Source organism: Marinobacter sp. G11, from assembly GCF_021282325.1.
GTDB lineage: Bacteria > Pseudomonadota > Gammaproteobacteria > Pseudomonadales > Oleiphilaceae > Marinobacter > Marinobacter vinifirmus.
The window spans coordinates 24,414-42,188 of record NZ_JAJSPB010000019.1 but is presented as its reverse complement, the minus strand read 5'-3'; the positions used below and the strand labels follow the sequence as shown (position 1 = coordinate 42,188).

Below are 17,775 nucleotides of genomic sequence, written 5' to 3'. Positions count from 1 at the left end.
CCCAAAATGGAGATATAATCGTTGACACAGTGATAGGAGAGCCAGAGGGGGGAGCTAGCTATGGCTACAGTAAAGCGTCTAACTGAAAAAGAGTTGCTGGATAGTTTAGATGCATATACATCTCATGCTGACGAGTTGGCTGAACCGCTTCCTCAGGAGTTTGCTCCCCTCGAGCGCCTCAAGGGATCAGTAAAACATTATGAGCGACCAACTGATCCTGTGTGGGATGAGTTTTTTGACTCTGATGAGAGGGCAACGGATGACTTTATGTCGGATCGAGAGCAGCCTGAGCCAGATTGAAAGCAACATCTGATGTGGACCCTGGGTGAATTTTTGAAATCAAACGCTCCAAAGAACAATACCCTCACGGACAATGTTCTGAAGTAGAGCTGGATTAGAGTAGTTTTTCGGGTTATTCCACTCGCTCTCCCATATCGGCAGAGGCTGGATCAAAACGCCGGTCTCAACGAGCACATCAAACGCCACGCTTGCCATATCCAGCTTCGTCACCACGAAATCAACAGGCGATCCACTTAGGATAACTGCCAAGTCAGCATCACTCTCTGGCTTATAATTGCCACGTGCACGACTGCCATACAAGATTAGTTGAACTACCCCGAAACGATCAGCCAATTTTTCCGAAAAAGCTAGCGCCGCCTCCTGTATATTCGCCTGGCCGGCCAAAGTAGGTTGCTCCAAACCAACAGACCTCAACTGGTCCCACTCTCTCATGGCATCCGGCATCGGGGCACTTGGTTTACAGTGGGTCAGCAATTTTCGGAGGTGATAGCGCTTTCGTTTTTCCATGGCTTTACCGTCTGTCTCCCCTGCGCCCCCGGATCACTACAGCGTTTGGTGCACCGATTATCTGCTTTGCGAATCTGTTAGACTTCTGATACTCGCCATCCCATTCCTGAGCATGTCGGTACTGAACAACCTGTTCCATTGTAAGCTCGACGATGTCGTCGAATCCGGTTTCGTACCCCTCTACCAGAACTGGTGTTTCCGGTGGCAGTTCTTTCAGTTGCTCAATGAGCTCTTCCGCTGTCATTCCGACTCCCCGTTCAAATTTGAACAGATCAAAGACCTATCGCAATAGGCTCGTTCTCTGACGTTCTTCCTGGGTTTCAATCCGTTGGTTCAATGGTTACTGCGCCCGCGAGGTCTCTGCCATTGTTAATCAACAAAGTGAACTCGTCGGAGGGATCAATTCGCTGCTCAAAAGCCTGAATACGTCTCAACCAACCTTCGGAGCAAAGTCCGCTGAAGTAGGCAGGGAGCCCTTCCGATTCAAAAGGTTCCGAACGAAGAGGGAGGCTAAGGCTCAGCGGCTTTCCGAATTCGAGGTAGTTTGAGTCGTATTGAAATAGAACTCTATTTCCATGTCGCTCTAGGTGGCCTACGCGCTTGCCGTGCATAAAAACGATTGCTTTGTGTTTGACTCGATGCATAGATAACGCTACTCCCTGTATTTAAGGTAGGTCTGGATTCGCCAATAATTCTGCCTCAAGCGACCAATCCATAAATGGCAGAAGTCGGACGATGTTTCGGGCATCGTCGACGCCCCTGTGGTGACTTCCCTCAAAGGTTAGATCGTGAAAAGCTAGGGCGTTGGCAAGACCATTCTTTTGTTTCTGTCCGGTAGTGCGCCGCCAAATGCGCTTTAGGTTCAGATGAGGATATCGACTCATTGCTGGACGTGAGCCTGTTTGCTGGTTTTGGGCTTCTACATGCCGACGATCGTAGTTTCCCCAACTGCACCAGATGAACTCATCAGAAAGCTCACCCAGCCATTTGTTCAGCGCTTCAATAGCTTCAGGGTAGGTTGGGGCTTCATCAACCATTGATTGAGTAATTCCCGTCAAAGCTGTGCAGAAATCGCTAAGTTGAGGGAAACGGGTTGGCTTGACCAAGAAGCTAGCGCTTTTGAGTAGCTGCCCGTCTCGTGTCGCGAGTGCGCATCCGATTTCAATGATCTCCATGCTGTCTACATCTTGACGTTTCCCCTCGGGATTCAGATCCTCCCAGCAGGTTGATTCAAGGTCGACCACAAGTAGAGCTAGCGACTTGTCTCTCATGTACGTTTCATCCATTTAAAAATTTCAGCGGCTGGAATGAGGGTGATATTTCCAGTTTGCTCAAGGGTGTCTATCCAGAATTGATTCCCCCGTCGAACGATCTCATTCATACCTATGTGGCCCGATACAACCGCAGTCACGCCTTTGATGATTTGTGCCGGACCCTGAGCTCGATTCCAGGGCCAGGTACAATCAACGGCAAATCTTTCCGTAACTGAGGCGCGCTGCGCGTCTAGCCAGTCGTCTGAGGGACTCTGAGCATGGACCAGTCCCAAAGTACCTTGCTCACATTCCAAAGTGATGGTCAGTGGAAAGCTCTTGATGCAGAGCTGAGCTAATCTGCGGTACTCCTCAAACGCCAGTTGATCGGACCATTGACCTCCCATCGACAAGTGCCTTTGCCTATGCCGAGGACTCCACGCGCCGGCTGCGAAGGTCAGCTCATGGTTGCCCATGACGCTGTAGACGTTGCTGGTGAATAGTGCCCAGTTTAAAAGCTCTTTGGATTGGGGGCCCCGGTCTACTAAGTCGCCCAGCAGAAACACGCGATCAAGGAAGGGGTTAAACCCATTTTGCTCCATGGTATATAGCAATTCTTCATATTGGCCATGAATGTCTCCGCATAGCCAGTCTTTACCCTGGAGATTTTGTTGGATCGAAAGGTGGGCGGTTAATTCATTGATCATGACTCAAAACTCAAATCGTTTCTAAAGTTAGAATAACTCGTATGGAGTCACTGGTGGGGATGTAAGAACCATAATCTAATTAATTTTTGGCTTAATTATCAAATGGCCTATTATTTTTTTAAGATATTTTTGAAAACTGACAAAAACTTGTGAAAAGTGGTTTTTTTGATGGCTTTATTTCTTTCCTTGATGAAAGTGGGTTGGAATTCGAGGGTGAAATGAATGAGACAATGCCCCGAGCGTTCTAAGGAAGAAATTGGATTAGATGTCGCATTGAAAATTCTGGCCGAATGGGGATGTTCGGAGGACCAGAAGCTCAAGGTTCTTGGGGTTGGGGATAAAGAATCTGTTTCAGAGGAACTATCCTCAGATCAGGTATTGAGGATTAGTCACGTACTGAATATCCATGCCGCCCTTCGCCTACAGTTCGAAAATCCGGCCAATATATATGGGTTTATGTCGCTGGCTAACGATCATAGCCTATTTGGAGGTAAGTCGCCTCTGGAGGTGCTCATTACTGACGGCAGCCTGGATGTTATGCAGCGGATACAAAACTACATAGAGTTGGGCGCTGGGTGGTGAGTTGATGCGGGAAGTGGTTTTTCGTGCCTGGTGTTTTTCTTTCCTTGCTTTTAAATGGGGGGTTGTATTGCAGATATCCTGGTAGGTGAGCGCTGGTAGATCGCCGAACCATTGCTCTTTCCGTCATTCGGGCCTTCGGCCCGAGCTTTCCTTCACAGCCAGGCAAAGCCTGACTGCTCAGCAACGAGCTCAGCCATAGGCTGAGCTCTCAGCTACCGGCCAAATCCTCAGAGCTTCTGTTGAGAGGTGAGCAAGGAAAGAACCATGTTGAGCAAGGAAAGAACCATGTTGAGCAAGGTAAAAACCATTTCCATAATGTTGGATGGACTAGACGGTTAGGTGAGGGGCTTTTGAGAGGGTAATTTGCCGCTACTAATTGCCACAGACTTAGCATTAATGGTTTTTTGGATGACCAAAAGCCTTACAATGGTTTTTTGAGATGGTTTCTTTCTTACATTGCAGGAAATTATCAATTCTGGATTCGGAAGTAAGAACACTGAGATTTCAGCGTTAATAGTTTCGCAACAGGTTCAGCCATAAAAAAAGCCGCTCGAAAGCGGCAATTACGTTGTTCTGGATGAACGTGGAAATTCTTCCATAGTCGCAGAGTGAATGCAAATAGTCGTTTGCTACGGTGTTTGGTGAGAGGCGTAACTTTACGCGATCAATATTTATCGATTAGCCATAGAGTGACATTGAGTTCAGACGGACCTCTGTAGTCTAGAGAACGAAAGTGTTTAACGGCTATCTTTTGTTCTATATTGATGTGCAACCTGGCGATGTTTGAGTGCCGCTTTCCGAAGCTCAAGCGAGGCCGGTTTTGGATTTTCCAAATGTTGCAGTATTCGATCAGCCGTCTGATTTGAAACCGAGATATGAAGAGCTTCGATTTCGACAGCTAAAGCTTCTTTTGTTGCAGCCTGAATTAGAAATTGTTCCAGCGTGCTACCAGCTAGCTCGGCGGCGCGGTCAATGAGTGTTTGCGTTTCCTCATCGATATGTATAACCAGGGAAGCGCTATTTTGGTGTTTATCCATCGTATTTTTAACCGGTTCAACGTGAGCACTTTGATTAGAAGCCAAGCCAAAGTTCAGACAATATGCCCTATAGACTAGCTCAATGCTGACAAACTGCTACACCGCTCAATCTTCGCCCACCACATAAAGCCCAGGCCTGAAAGGCAAGATGGGCCACCTTAGTGGCCCCCTATGACGTCCAACGATAGTTAAAAAAACGGTCGTTTGTTGGACGCCTAGCCCCTTCGTACGAAAACCTGCAGTTTTTTGTTGTTTTGTGTCCAGAAATCACGTACAAAAAACTATGATTAGAAAAGGTGCGTTTAATGATCATAGGCTATGCGCGTGTCAGTACCCAGGATCAGAATCCTGAGTTCCAGGTGGATGCCCTGGAAAAAGCTGGGTGTGAGCAAATCTTTCAGGAAAAGTTTACCGGTAAGCTGCGTGAGCGACCTGAGTTGTCGCAGTGCCTTCGTACCCTCCGAAAAGGGGACATTCTCGTCGTCTGGAAGCTGGATCGGCTGGCACGCTCACTGAAGGACCTGGTTGAGATCGTTCAGGATCTGAATGATCGAGAAGTTGGCTTCAAATCGCTTACCGAAGCAATCGACACAACCAGCTCAGGCGGACGCCTGGTGTTCCATATCTTCGGCGCATTGGCTGAGTTCGAGCATGATCTGATTAGAGAGCGCACAAAGGCTGGTCTTGAGGCAGCTAGGGCGAGGGGGCGCAAAGGCGGCCGGAAACTATCTATGTCTGATTCGGACGTCCGTAAAGCAGCGGCCATGCTCTCCGACCCTCAAATCACGAAAACAGAAGTTGCGGCTCACTTCGGTGTGACTCGAACGACGTTGAACGCCTCACTTAAAAGAATTGGATTGGCTGCCTGAGATAGTCGCAGCCCGACAACATGCTGTAATGGAGCTCCACGGATGACCGACGACCAAACCAACCACTCCCAAACCGCCGCTTTTATCTGGTCGGTTGCCGACCTTCTGCGCGGTGATTTCAAGCAGAGCCAGTATGGGCGCGTGATTCTGCCGTTTACCCTACTGCGCCGCCTGGAGTGCGTATTGGAGCCAACCAAAGCTCAGGTATTGTCAGCAGCCCAAGAACATCAGGCCAAGCCGGATGCGGTTCGCGAGAAACTCTTGCTTCGAGCCGCTGGCCAGCAGTTCTTCAATGCTTCTCCGTTAAGCCTGGCTACCCTGTCTGACAGCCAAACCGCTGACGACCTGATGAGCTATGTTCAGTCGTTCAGCCAGGATGCCCGGGAGATTTTCGAGCATTTCCATTTCGAAGACTTCGTACAACAACTCAGTGCCAACAACTTGCTCTACCAGGTGGTGCAGCGGTTTGCCAGCATTGACCTGAGCCCGGTAACCATCAGCAATTTCGGTATGGGGATCATCTTTGAGGAGTTGATCCGGAAATTTGCGGAGAGCTCTAATGAAACGGCCGGGGAACACTTCACGCCACGGGATATCGTGCATCTGACCACTTCCCTTGTCCTGACCGGACAGGAGAGTCGGCTAACGCCTAATAGCATTGTGACCATTTACGATCCTACAGCTGGAACGGGCGGGTTCTTGTCCGAAGGCGACGAGTACATTCAGCAGATCAGCGAGAGTGTCACCGTCTCGCTACACGGCCAGGAATTGAACCCGGAGTCCTACGCCATCTGTAAGGCCGACATGCTGATCAAAGGACAGGAAGTCAGCAACATCAAGCTAGGCAACACGCTGTCGGATGATCAGCTGGCTACTAACAAGTTTGACCTGATGCTCAGTAACCCGCCGTTTGGCGTGGAATGGAAAAAGGTTCAGAAGCAGGTCACTGATGAGCACAAGCATCGAGGTTTTGATGGTCGTTTTGGGCCTGGGCTACCCCGCGTGTCCGATGGCTCCCTACTATTCCTGATGCACCTGGTCAGCAAAATGCGGGATGCCCGTGAGGGCGGTTCCAGGATCGGCATCATTCTCAATGGTAGCCCGCTGTTTACGGGTGGTGCTGGCAGTGGCGAATCCGAAATCCGGCGCTATCTGCTGCAGAACGACATGGTCGAGGCCATCGTGGCCCTGCCCACGGATATGTTCTACAACACCGGCATCTCCACCTATGTGTGGGTGCTTTCCAATAACAAGCCGGCTGAACGCAAAGGCAAGGTCCAGCTGATCGATGCTACCGATCGGGCGACTAAGATGCGTAAGTCCCTCGGCAGTAAGCGCCAGTTTGTCAGCGAGTCCGACCAGGACGAGATCGTGAGGATGTATGGGGACTTTCAGGAAACCAAAAAGAGCAAGATTTTCCCCATCGAAGCCTTTGGTTACCGGCGCATCACGGTTGAGCGTCCGCTGAAGCTTAACTTCCAAACCTCGGAAGACCGCATTGAGCGGATTGCGGACGAAAAAGCCATCCAGAAAATGGATCAGGAAGACCAAGACAAGATCCTCGCTGCCTGTCGTGCTATGGATGCCGAGACGGTCTACCGGAATCGCAAGCAGTTCCAGAAGGCTTTGAAGACCTCACTCACTGACCACCAGGTGTATCTGAGTGCGCCACAACTGAAAGCTTTGCTCAATGCCCTGAGTGAACGCGATCCAGAAGCGGATATCTGCATGGACAGCAAAGGCAATCCAGAAGCCGACACCGGCCTTCGGGACTATGAGAACGTGCCCCTCTCAGAGTCCGTGTACGACTACTTTGAACGGGAAGTGAAACCACATGTTCCCGACGCCTGGATTGATGAGTCCAAGCGCGACGAGAAGGATGGCGAAGTGGGCATTGTTGGTTTCGAGATTCCGTTCAACCGGCACTTCTATGAATTTACGCCGCCGCGTCCTTTGGAAGAAATCGATGCTGACCTGAAGCAATGTACCGACCGGATCAAGCAGATGATTGAGGAGCTGTCGGCATGAGTTTTGATAAGTATCCGGCTTACAAGAGTTCGAGTCTCAAATGGCTTGGAGACATCCCGGAAAGCTGGGAACTAAAGCGCCTAAAACACCTCTTTTCTCTTGTAAAACGTCCGGTACAAGAGGGAAATGGCATCGTAACCTGCTTCAGGGACGGGACTGTAACCCTACGTTCGAAGCGAAGAACCGAAGGCTTCACCAACGCGGTTCAAGAAATTGGCTACCAGAGGGTTTGTGCAGGAGACCTAGTAATCCATGCGATGGATGCTTTTGCCGGCGCTATCGGCGTCTCCGACTCTGACGGCAAATCATCACCTGTGTATTCTGTATGCGTTCCCAAATCACAACAAACCGTCCTGACAGAATACTACGGCAAGCTGTTGAGAAATATGGCGTTGTCAGGGTTTGTTGCATCTCTTGCGAAAGGCATTCGGGAAAGATCGACGGACTTTCGTTGGTCAGATGCTGGTGAGATCTTTTTACCGGTTCCTTCGATACATGAACAAACCCAAATCGCCCGCTTCCTAGACCACGAAACCGCCAAAATCGACGCCCTGATCCGCGAGCAGGAGCGCCTGATAGAACTGCTTCAGGAAAAGCGCCAGGCGGTGATTTCCCATGCGGTGACCAAGGGGCTGGATCCGGATGTGCCGATGAAGGTCTCCGGGGTGGAGTGGCTTGGGGAAGTGCCGGCACATTGGAATGTGATGCCTCTAAAATGGCGTGCCATTTCTCGAAGTGGTGATGGGTTAGCTTCGCAAACGATCGAGAGCGCAGAATCTCCTGAAAAAAGTATCCCGGTAATTGGTGGGAACGGGGTTATGGGCTACATCAGTGAAGCAAATTTACAGCCTCCCGCGATTGTTCTTGGAAGGGTGGGAGCACTGTGTGGCAATGTTCACACAATAACCGAACCTGCTTGGGTTACTGATAATGCTCTGATAATTCAGTTTGACGATTGGGCTTTTGATGGCTCTTATTTGAGCAACCTTCTTCGCGCCCGCAACCTCAATGAAATAGCTGATAGAACAGCTCAGCCTTTGATAACTGGAAGCAAAGTCCGCGACCAATTTATTGTCATCCCTCCGCTGTCAGAGCAAAAAGCGATCAATGTATGGTTGGAGGATAATAAGAAACGGTTTGACAATCTATTATCGGAATCTGATCGGCTCATCTCGGTTCTAAAAGAACGTCGCGCCGCCCTAATCTCCGCTGCCGTCACCGGAAAAATCGACGTCCGCAACTGGCAACCACCGTCAGATGAAAGTGCTTTTGATGAAGATGTACGTCAAGCCGGGATGGAGGTTACCGCATGAGCCACGGACGCGGCATCCGTCTGTTCCTGGTTGATGGCACTCCGAACGGTCTTTTGACTGCCGAGATCATGAACTGGACGGGCCATGCTCTGACTGGGCCTCGAACCAAATTGACTGAGTTGGTGCAACGTCCCGAGTGCGGCCGGACCGGCGTGTATTTCCTTGTGGGCCCTGATCCAGACAACGCCATGCGTCCTTTGGTCTACATCGGCGAATCCGATGATGTGGCCAAGCGCCTGAAACAGCACAATCGTCCTGAGCCCCAGGGCGGCAAGGATTTCTGGGAGCGGGTGTGTCTGATCACCAGCAAAGATCAGAATCTCACCAAAGCTCATGTGAAGTACCTGGAAAGCCAGCTTATCGCGATCGCCAAGCAATCCGGACGTTGTGGCTTGGTCAATGGCACTGCTCACGATTACACGGTGCTTCCGGAGTCCGATCAGGCCGATATGGCGTTCTTTATTGAACAAGTCCGCATCATATTGCCCGTGTTGGGCTTCGACTTTCTCCGTGATCGGCAGAAAATTGCAGCGCAGATCCAGGGGGAGCCAGGTTCTGAGGGTGCGGCTCCGAATTTTTACATGGAGCTGCCTAAATACGGCATTCGTGCCACCGCCCGTGAAGTCGATGGTGAGTTTGTGGTGCTTGAGGGAAGCCAGGCGCGAGATAAGTGGGTGAGCGGCAGTAGCTACACCAGTTATCGCCCCTTGTATGATCAGTTGACGGCAGATGGTGTGCTGGTGCCGGACGCCTCCGGCGCGGTGCGTTTCACACAAGACCAATCTTTCTCAAGTCCTAGCGCGGCAGCAGCAGTGGTATCAGGACGCTCGGCAAATGGCCGTATTGTCTGGATCGAAGAGAGCAGCAGGAAGTCATACGGCGACTGGCAAAGCTCGCTTGTCGAAGCTCAGATTACCAATGAAGAGCTCAAAGACTGAGCCAAAAATCACATAAAAAAGGCAGTACCTAATGAAATCACCGAATTGGTTGGGCTGTATTGCGGCCATTGGAAGCGTTTTCCTTGCCGGATGTCAGACGACAGGTGTCACGCAGAAACTTCATACCGAGATGTATCCACCTATAGGACAGGTCGTGAGCGCCGAGATTGGCGAATCGGTGTTGGAGCGTACCCGAGGATATGGAGCTCCCGGATTCAGAGTCAAAGACCTGGAATTCGAGCAGGGTGGCTACCGATTTTTCCTGCCAGGAGCCCTTTACCAGATCAACTACGAATCTCAGGCGGGAAAGAGTACCGCCTATGGATACGGCAATATTCGATCTCTCAACGAGGGTATTTCCATCTCGGGCTCGAATTTTCAGCTTATTTCAGGCCCGACAGACTCTGGATGTACCCTACAGGTTTCCAATCTGAATCTGATCGATCGAGACGGCAAGCTGATCACAAACTGGGTATCGGGAGATCAAAGTGAGCAGCAGGACGAGAATGCCATCGCGATAGGCGGTCGAACCATTTTGAGTGGCTCAATTCTTAGGGGCTCAAGTGCTCTATTTGCCGTTGATGTACCAGACGATCAGTGTACGAAGCGTTACAAATTCTCTGATTATGGCCAAACCTTCCGGCAAGAGTTGATTTATCTGGGACGCTCTGGCGACGAGCTGTCGTTTAAATACCGTGAGTTCTCGGGGAACCTTGCCAGACCAGCATTCTCTGCAGACCTGAAATATGATCTCTCGGAGAGCCAGACCATCGGTTATCGCGGAGCTCGCATTGACGTTATTGAAGCGGGCAACCAGGTCATCCGCTATCAAGTACAAAGCAATATTCAAGGTATTTAAGCGAAAATCGGGTACCAAGCGGGTCAAAGGATACAAGGAGTAGTCATGGCTGACAGCCGAGAGAGAGCGTTCCAGAACGACATCATCGCAGCCCTGCATGATCAGGGTTGGCTGGTCGGCAAGGCGTCTGAGTACGACAAGGTGAATGCCGTGTACCCGGAAGACCTGATTGGTTACTTCCAGGAGGCCTGGCCAGACCGATGGGAAAAGTTCTGCAAGGGTAACCCTCAGAACCCGGAAAAGGTGCTCATTCAGAAAACCGTTCGGGAGCTGGAGAAAAAGGGCACCCTCGATGTGCTCCGTCATGGCTTCAAAGTACCGGGCGTAAAAATCGACCTGTGCAGCTTTAAGCCGGATCACGGCATGAACCCGGACACAGAGCGTCGATACAACGCCAACCGGTTACGCGCGGTCGAGGAAGTCTCCTATTCGCCTCATGCCCGCACCGGTGACTACAATCCCCGGCTCGACCTGGTGCTTTTCGTGAACGGGATTCCGACGGCGACGCTGGAACTCAAAAGCGAGTTCAAACAAACCGTCGAACACGCCAAACGCCAATACAAAAAGGATCGTCCGATAAAGGATCCGGTTACACGGAAGCCGGAGCCATTGTTGACGTTCAAGCGTGGGGCATTGGTCCATTTCGCTGTCAGCCAGGACGAAGTGGCGATGACCACCCGGCTGAATGGAAAGGACACGTTCTTTCTGCCGTTTAACCGAGGCACGGCCGATGGTGGTGCCGGGAATCCCCGTGCCGAGGATGAGGGTAGCTACGCCACGGCTTACCTGTGGGAGCAGCTGTTCCAGAAGGATGCCTGGCTTAAGGTCCTTGGCCGTTTCCTACACCTGGAAAAGAAAACCGAAGAAGATTTCCATGGTAACCGGAAGACCAAGGAAACGCTGATTTTCCCCCGGTACCACCAGTGGGACGTGGTTAACCAGCTGATTCAGACGACCCGCGAAGAAGGTGCCGGCAAACGCTACCTCATCCAGCACAGTGCGGGCTCCGGCAAATCCAATTCCATTGCCTGGGCAGCCCATCAGTTGGCCCAGCTCTACGATAACGAGGGCAACAAGCTGTTCAGCTCGGTCATCGTCGTGACCGACCGAACGGTTCTGGATAGCCAGCTTCAGGACACCATCTACCAGTTTGAGCACGCTCAGGGCGTGGTTCGCCCTATCAACCGTGATTTGGGTAACCAGAGTAAATCAGAGCAGCTGGCTGAGGCTCTGGCCGAACAGACCCGAATTATTATCGTGACCATCCAGACCTTCCCGGCGTTGTTCGATGCGCTGGAGAAGTATCCCAAGCTGGCGTCAGGGCGGTACGCCGTGATCGCAGACGAGGCTCACTCTTCGCAAACTGGCTCTTCCGCAACCAAGCTGAAGGCCATCCTGGGTGGTGACTTACCCGAAGGTGAGGAAATCAGTGCAGAAGAGCTTCTGGATGCTGCCGTCTCTGCGCGAAAGCCTAGCCAGGACATCAGCTACTACGCCTTTACCGCGACGCCTAAGGCCAAGACCATTGAGCTGTTTGGCCGTGAGCCGGATCCGTCACAGCCTCGAAGTGAGTCCAATAAGCCAGAGCCTTTCCATGTGTACTCCATGAGACAGGCTATCGAAGAAGGGTTCATCATTGATGTGCTACGGCGCTACACCACCTATGCCGTCGCCTGGAAGCTCGCTCACCCGGACGCAGAGGACGATGAGGTCGATTCCAAGAAGGCCCGAACCACACTGGCCAAATGGGTGCGCCTGCACCCATACAACATCAGCCAGAAGGTTGAGGTCATCGTTGAGCACTTCCGGGAAAACGTCCGTCACCTGCTGGATGGCCAGGCCAAGGCCATGGTGGTGACCAGCAGTCGGCAGGAGGCCGTGCGTTACCAGCTGGCCATGCAGCAGTACATCCAGGACAAGGGCTATCTGGACGTTCACCCCCTGGTGGCTTTCTCAGGCAGCCTGCCACCGGATGATGTGATCCCAGAAGAGGTGACCGAAACCAGCAGCCTTTTGAACCCAGGCCTGAATGGTCGCGATCACGCCAAGGCGTTCGACACAGACGAGTACAACGTGATGCTGGTAGCCAATAAGTACCAGACGGGCTTTGACCAGCCGAAGCTCTGCGCCATGTACGTGGACAAGAAGCTCAAGGGGGTGGAGTGCGTTCAGACACTCTCACGGCTGAACCGGCTGTTTCCTGGCAAGGAAACCTTCATCCTGGACTTCATCAACGACGCTCAGGACATCCTCGAGTCGTTCCTGCCGTACTACAACAAGGCGGAACTGACCGGGGTTTCTGATGCCCAGGTGGTCTATGACATCCAGGAAGCGCTGGATGCCGAGCAGGTGTACCACTGGGACGAGGTGGAGGCCTTTGCCAGGGCCTTCTTCGACCCAAAAGCCGAAGCCTCCAAACTCAGCTATTACTGCCAACCGGCCCGAGAGCGCTTCAACAAGCGTTACAAGCTGCTTCGAGACGAGCGAGCCGAAGCAGGGGCTGCCCGAAAACAGGCAGAAACCGATGGCAACACTATTGGCCTTAAACAGGCCGACGCAACGCTGAAAGAAATCGGGGAGGGCCTGGATCAGCTGGACCTGTTCAAGAAGAACCTTGGTAGCTTTGTTCGAGCCTACGAATTTCTGTCCCAGATCGTGTTCTTTGAGGATCCGGAACTGGAGCAGCTGTGCGTCTTTGCCAAACACTTGCTGCCGTTGCTGCGTCAGCAAATCCTCGATGAGGACGAAATCGATATTTCAGAGTTGGAGTTGAGCCATTACCGGATCACCAAGCGCAAAGAGCATGAGCTCCGGTTAGAAGGTGAGAACGACCCGGAGGGACTGGACCCGATTACCGGTGTGGGTACTGGAAAGCCCCACGATCCTGAGAAGAAACGCCTGTCCGAAATCATCGAGAAGCTGAATGACATCTTCGGCGCCGAAGTTAGCGATGAGGACCAGCTGCACTTTGCCAACGGCATTGCAGATCGCGTTCGCCGGGATGAGGCGGTGATGGCGCAGGTAGACGGCCACTCACCGGATCAAGTGATGCACGGATTACTTCCGAAGCGGCTTACTGACCTGGTGCTGGACTCCATGACGGATCATGAAAAATTATCGATGGAAATATTGGAGAGTGAACCAAAACAGAGAGCGTTCGCGCTGCTAATTCTTAGCCTTCTCAAGAGTACGTCTCACAAAGGGACGTTTAACGACGCATCGTCACAATCGTAGCCTTGTGGCGATGGCAGGAATGACCATGCAAGAAATAGTGTTTGATGTAGGGATACTCGTAACTGCGGGGCTAGCCGTCATTGGTTACTTTTGGAAGCTGAGCCTGGAGCGCCGGGAGGGCTCTCGTGTCTTGCTTTTTCACTTGCTGGAAATACGGCACGAACTACTGATCGAACGCCCAAAGTTGAATGCAGCGGTTGATGAATTCCAGGACGAGTTCAAGAAGATACTTGGAGACAGACCGAATTTGAAAAGCATTATGGTCAATGAGTTTCCGAAGGAATACTTCGCCACTATTCTGACAACGCTGATGGATGGTTTGGTCAGGGCAGACCCAAAGTTGCTCGACAGCTATGAGACGGCTCTATACAACTACTCAAGAGTCAATCCTCTGTTGGCTCACCGCGTTCGCGGAATGAAGCTTCTCCCTAAATTATCGGAAAACCTGACGAACATAGCCGCTGCAATGACTGAGGTGCTGCCCGATAGCGATGAAGCAGCACTGGTAAACGCGATCGGACAAAAAGAACTCGAATCATCGAAAGAGAGAACACTCCAAGAACTGATTGTTGATCTCGAAAAAATCATACGCCGTGTCAGCTGGAGCGCAGGGTTGTGGCTTTGGGTCTGCAGTTGGTTTTTAGGGGTAAAGCGCAGAAAAATGGCTAATCAAGACGAAGGGGAAGCTTTCGATCTGCATGCGTTCATGGAATCTTTTTTCAGATCAATCGCACTGGCTACCAACCCTTCTGACGAGATCAAAGAACAAATCAAACACGCAAAGCTGGACGATATCTTGGATCAATGGGAAGCCTCCCTGGGCGAGGTGAAAGCATAGAAAAGTCTGTCTCAACAGGGTAGATCGTCCGGTTAACAATCATTGTTCCAATAATCAGAATCCAAAAACACAATATGTTGATAAATTTAGTTATGCACATAATTGTGGATAAACAATTAAGCATATGTTTTATCTGAAAATTGATATACACAGGCTTATTTCTTACATGATGACCTTCTTGTTTCCATCACCATATCTTGTATCATCGAGGTATTGCTTGATTTTCCGGCAATAAAAAACCCCAGAGGCGAAAGCCCTGAGGTTTTAGTCTGATGTAAGGGATCAATCTTGGCGGAAAGGCCCTTACCAAAACAACCAGCCGGTTCGACTAGTGGGATGAGAATACTACAAGATAGGGCTAATAGTAGCCAATATTATTTGGTTACATTTTCCCAGAAGTTGTGGTTCTCATCCTATCCTCGCCGGCTTGCTCGTATGCAGAAACGAGGAGCACGCAATGTTTAAAATTGAAGGTCTAGATGCTATTCAAAAAGAGCTATCAGAGGCTCAGGCGGTCCTGGAGTCCTTGGATGGAAAGCTAGGCAGCGTAACGTTCGATCCAGGCGATCCTGGTAGCATTGAGGCCGCGATCGCAGCTATGAATAGGATGATAGATGATGCTATCGGTGAGCACGGTTCTAATTCCTTGATAGGCCCCATGGCTGAAGAGATGAAGGAAAATTATCGTGAGGCAATCATTGAAAAAGCGGCGGAGGAGCGTTTAAAGGGAGGTGATCCAGAGTGATGGAATTGTTCACGGAGATAAATAATGCGGTACTGGACCTCCAATCCTCTCAACTCCAGACATATGCTAGACCGTTGAAAAAATTGTCACATTTGTTGAGCCACCCAGAGTTAAAAGACGTTAATGAGAGGCTTACTGAGGGCCTCGACTTAAACGATTTTCTGGCTAAAAGTGAGGAAACTCGTGGCGGGATGGTCGGGAGCAGTCAGCTGGCCTGGCCAGAGAGTCATGAAAAGACATTGGGATTGACGCTGCTACTAATCGAGAAGTTTGCTGAAGACCCGCAATTCGCAGCACAGTTCGGACATGAATATTTTTACTCAGGCAGGAAAATTATCGCGGGAATACATAGTATTACCAGCCAGCTAATAATTCCTTTTGTCAGAGATTACAGAGCCTATGTTCTTGCCGGGCCATCGACAGAGCCGGTTTTAGAGAAGGGTTGGTCGAAAAAAGTGTTCATTGTTCACGGACATGATGAAGGTGCTCGAGAGTCCGTTGCTAGGTTCCTTGAGAAAATCGGCTTTGTACCAATTATTCTTCATGAACAAGCGAACAAAGGCCGGACAGTTATCGAGAAAGTGGAGGCTAACTCTGACGTAGGCTTCGCAGTCGTTCTTCTAACCCCAGATGACCAGGGTGCTGCCACTGGTGGTAATCCGGAGCCTCGGGCAAGACAAAACGTGCTGCTGGAGTTGGGATTTTTTCTAGGTCGGTTGGGGCGTGATAGGGTTTGCGCTCTAAAAAGGGGCCATGTTGAAATACCCAGCGACTTCGCTGGTGTCGTCTGGGAGAAAATGGACGAAAGCGGAGGCTGGAAGCAGTCATTGGCCAGGGAACTCCAGGCTGTAGGTCACAATGTTGACTGGAACAAAATCATGAGACTTTGAGACAGTCATCCCTTCAATCGGGTAAAGGATTCGCTGCGCATAATCTGACGTTATGGTGAATGCCACCCTTCGCATGCTTGACTACTACTAGATAAAGACGGAGCGCATATAACCATGGCGAGCAAACGTCCGATCGAGGAGGAGCTTTTGAAAGGCCGGGGGAAGCGCTTCGATCGCCCCACCGACTCTGTGTGGGATATGTGGTTCGATACCGCGGCAGGCGTATGTGAAAGCATCAACGAAAACCGTAATCAGCCGTCGGAAGGGCAGAAATAGTGGGAACGGTCTATATTACGGCCCTGGCGGCCCTATGCATTCCCCACCCGGGCAGACCAAAACCATTCTGGCATAGCCTTCCATTATCCGACACCAAATGGACCCTATCTGGCCGGGATTATCCAGACACATCCTGGTTCTTTGGAAAACGCGAGCTTGTGAATGTGACAGAATACTTTGCTCTGGCCGGTATCAAAACCGACCTAGTCCTCTGTGCTAGTTATGAGCGCGCCATCTTTGACCTGCTCTACCGCCATATTGAAAAAGACAACGCAATGGTTCCCAATGTTCAACCGTCTGACATTAACGACGTTGTGAATTTCGAGCGTATTCTTACCTGGGTTTTGGAGTTGGAGCGGTCTGGCCAATTGAAACGTGCGGAAGCCATCCGGGCCTGGCTGACCTCTGCTGAGCCATGGGTTACGGCATAGTGATCACCTCTCAGCAGCAAGGCGTTCGCTCTACATAGAGATATTGTGACCAGTGATTGAATAAAATCGCTAGCCCAGATCCTGGGCTAAGCAGCGACGGGCTGCCATTGACGCATATTGAAAAAGAGCCCCGAAGGCAACGAAGTCGGGCGACTCATAGATGAGCATAGGCCGCTCTAGTTCCCCCAAGGTAATAAACCGCGACTGCAGACATTTTCACCTCTCGAACCAGATAGATCCATGAAGAACACTTTCCTTTTCTCTCGCTTAATGATCCTCGGTGTTATCTGCTTCGCTAGCAGTGGAGCGGCTGCAGATCTCGTTAAACAATCAACCAGCGGCCTATGCCATCCACCGCAGAGTAGTTGGTACGAAAGAACCTTAAACTACATACCCTTTAAGACCCTTGAGGCGTGTTTGGACGCTGGAGGGCGGCTGCCCAGCGGTGTTAGCTTGAGTGGGGCCCGAAAGTTGGCTGGGGAGCTCTCAGAGAACCGGAATCAGTATCAGCGATCAGCCTTTGGTCATGGTTGGGATGATGCTGATCGCGATTGTCAGGATAGCCGTGCCGAAGCACTGATTTCGACTTCGACGACACCGGTTCGTTTTGCTGATGGTAAGCGGTGTCGGGTGGTCACCGGCCGATGGATTAGTCCGTTTACTGGGGAGGTGATACAGAACGCTGCCAATATCGAGATCGACCACGTGGTTCCACTCGCTTTAGCCTGGGAGCGAGGTGCATGGAGATGGTCAGATGAGCGCCGCGAACAGTTTGCCAACGATCCGGTCAATCTTTTGCCTGTCGAGGGTAGCCTAAACAGCAGCACTATAACAATATAAAATATCCCAAATGATCGTATGAGTGAGTGAATAAGCGTTTTTAGGTTTAGTAAACATACTAATCTAAAATCCTAAAAGTTAGCTGAAAGAAACCATGGCGTGACTTCTGTTCATGTAGTAGCACGCAAAAA

The 17,775-nt window shown here is 50.9% G+C and carries 20 protein-coding genes; 14 read left to right on the top strand and 6 right to left on the bottom strand.

Annotated elements, in window-relative coordinates; all coding sequences use genetic code 11:
• Nucleotides 1–60: 60 nt before the first annotated feature.
• A complete protein-coding gene (locus tag LWH94_RS12705) occupies nucleotides 61–300 on the top strand; it encodes a hypothetical protein (RefSeq protein WP_011783950.1) in 240 nt (79 codons plus the stop codon).
• Between the two features lie 39 nt (nucleotides 301–339).
• On the opposite strand, the gene LWH94_RS12700 is transcribed toward LWH94_RS12705, so the two are convergent.
• The 5 genes from LWH94_RS12700 to LWH94_RS12680 all read right to left on the bottom strand — a co-directional run bounded on the left by LWH94_RS12700 (nucleotide 340) and on the right by LWH94_RS12680 (nucleotide 2,764).
• Complete coding sequence (locus LWH94_RS12700; protein WP_232902445.1) at nucleotides 340–807, bottom strand: nucleotidyltransferase domain-containing protein; 468 nt, start codon at nucleotides 805–807, stop codon at nucleotides 340–342.
• Nucleotides 808–811: 4 nt separating this feature from the next.
• Complete coding sequence (locus LWH94_RS12695) at nucleotides 812–1,051, bottom strand: hypothetical protein (protein WP_232902444.1); 240 nt, start codon at nucleotides 1,049–1,051, stop codon at nucleotides 812–814.
• Between the two features lie 76 nt (nucleotides 1,052–1,127).
• Complete coding sequence (locus LWH94_RS12690) at nucleotides 1,128–1,451, bottom strand: HipA N-terminal domain-containing protein (protein WP_041656104.1); 324 nt, start codon at nucleotides 1,449–1,451, stop codon at nucleotides 1,128–1,130.
• A gap of 21 nt (nucleotides 1,452–1,472) precedes the next feature.
• Entirely contained in the window at nucleotides 1,473–2,078 is a 606-nt protein-coding gene (locus LWH94_RS12685) for a 3'-5' exonuclease (RefSeq protein ID WP_011783954.1), read from the bottom strand.
• Nucleotides 2,075–2,764, bottom strand: coding sequence for a metallophosphoesterase (locus LWH94_RS12680; RefSeq protein ID WP_011783955.1), 690 nt, complete (start codon nucleotides 2,762–2,764; stop codon nucleotides 2,075–2,077). Before LWH94_RS12680 ends, LWH94_RS12685 begins: the two co-directional genes overlap by 4 nt.
• A 222-nt stretch (nucleotides 2,765–2,986) precedes the next feature.
• Between LWH94_RS12680 and LWH94_RS12675 the strand changes: the two genes are divergently transcribed.
• On the top strand, nucleotides 2,987–3,346 hold the full coding sequence (locus LWH94_RS12675; RefSeq protein WP_049756844.1) for a hypothetical protein: 360 nt from the start codon (nucleotides 2,987–2,989) through the stop codon (nucleotides 3,344–3,346).
• A gap of 737 nt (nucleotides 3,347–4,083) precedes the next feature.
• Here the strand turns inward: LWH94_RS12675 and LWH94_RS12670 are convergent.
• Entirely contained in the window at nucleotides 4,084–4,383 is a 300-nt protein-coding gene (locus LWH94_RS12670) for a type II toxin-antitoxin system TacA family antitoxin (RefSeq protein WP_232902443.1), read from the bottom strand.
• Between the two features lie 305 nt (nucleotides 4,384–4,688).
• Here LWH94_RS12670 and LWH94_RS12665 point away from each other — a divergent pair, with 305 nt between their 5' ends.
• From LWH94_RS12665 to LWH94_RS12610, 12 genes are all read left to right on the top strand, one after another.
• A complete protein-coding gene (locus tag LWH94_RS12665; RefSeq protein WP_232902442.1) occupies nucleotides 4,689–5,252 on the top strand; it encodes a recombinase family protein in 564 nt (187 codons plus the stop codon).
• A gap of 42 nt (nucleotides 5,253–5,294) precedes the next feature.
• On the top strand, nucleotides 5,295–7,280 hold the full coding sequence (locus tag LWH94_RS12660) for a type I restriction-modification system subunit M (RefSeq protein WP_232902441.1): 1,986 nt from the start codon (nucleotides 5,295–5,297) through the stop codon (nucleotides 7,278–7,280).
• A complete protein-coding gene (locus tag LWH94_RS12655) occupies nucleotides 7,277–8,593 on the top strand; it encodes a restriction endonuclease subunit S (RefSeq protein WP_232902440.1) in 1,317 nt (438 codons plus the stop codon). The genes LWH94_RS12660 and LWH94_RS12655 overlap by 4 nt, the downstream gene beginning before the upstream one ends.
• The gene (locus LWH94_RS12650) at nucleotides 8,590–9,531 is read left to right on the top strand and encodes a GIY-YIG nuclease family protein (protein WP_232902439.1); all 942 of its coding nucleotides are present in this window, start codon (nucleotides 8,590–8,592) and stop codon (nucleotides 9,529–9,531) included. The genes LWH94_RS12655 and LWH94_RS12650 overlap by 4 nt, the downstream gene beginning before the upstream one ends.
• Before the next feature lie 31 nt (nucleotides 9,532–9,562).
• Nucleotides 9,563–10,390 (top strand): hypothetical protein, encoded by an 828-nt coding sequence (locus LWH94_RS12645; RefSeq protein WP_232902438.1) that lies wholly within the window; start codon nucleotides 9,563–9,565, stop codon nucleotides 10,388–10,390.
• 45 nt (nucleotides 10,391–10,435) lie between these two features.
• Nucleotides 10,436–13,624 (top strand): type I restriction endonuclease subunit R, encoded by a 3,189-nt coding sequence (locus tag LWH94_RS12640; protein WP_232902437.1) that lies wholly within the window; start codon nucleotides 10,436–10,438, stop codon nucleotides 13,622–13,624.
• A 25-nt stretch (nucleotides 13,625–13,649) separates the two neighbouring features.
• Nucleotides 13,650–14,462 (top strand): hypothetical protein, encoded by an 813-nt coding sequence (locus tag LWH94_RS12635; RefSeq protein ID WP_232902436.1) that lies wholly within the window; start codon nucleotides 13,650–13,652, stop codon nucleotides 14,460–14,462.
• A gap of 457 nt (nucleotides 14,463–14,919) precedes the next feature.
• Nucleotides 14,920–15,207 (top strand): hypothetical protein, encoded by a 288-nt coding sequence (locus LWH94_RS12630; protein ID WP_232902435.1) that lies wholly within the window; start codon nucleotides 14,920–14,922, stop codon nucleotides 15,205–15,207.
• Complete coding sequence (locus LWH94_RS12625) at nucleotides 15,207–16,097, top strand: TIR domain-containing protein (RefSeq protein ID WP_232902473.1); 891 nt, start codon at nucleotides 15,207–15,209, stop codon at nucleotides 16,095–16,097. The genes LWH94_RS12630 and LWH94_RS12625 overlap by 1 nt, the downstream gene beginning before the upstream one ends.
• A 114-nt stretch (nucleotides 16,098–16,211) precedes the next feature.
• The gene (locus LWH94_RS12620; protein WP_232902434.1) at nucleotides 16,212–16,373 is read left to right on the top strand and encodes a hypothetical protein; all 162 of its coding nucleotides are present in this window, start codon (nucleotides 16,212–16,214) and stop codon (nucleotides 16,371–16,373) included.
• On the top strand, nucleotides 16,373–16,804 hold the full coding sequence (locus tag LWH94_RS12615; RefSeq protein WP_232902433.1) for a hypothetical protein: 432 nt from the start codon (nucleotides 16,373–16,375) through the stop codon (nucleotides 16,802–16,804). The genes LWH94_RS12620 and LWH94_RS12615 overlap by 1 nt, the downstream gene beginning before the upstream one ends.
• A gap of 240 nt (nucleotides 16,805–17,044) precedes the next feature.
• Nucleotides 17,045–17,644 (top strand): HNH endonuclease family protein, encoded by a 600-nt coding sequence (locus LWH94_RS12610; protein WP_332875493.1) that lies wholly within the window; start codon nucleotides 17,045–17,047, stop codon nucleotides 17,642–17,644.
• The last annotated feature ends 131 nt before the right edge of the window (nucleotides 17,645–17,775 follow it).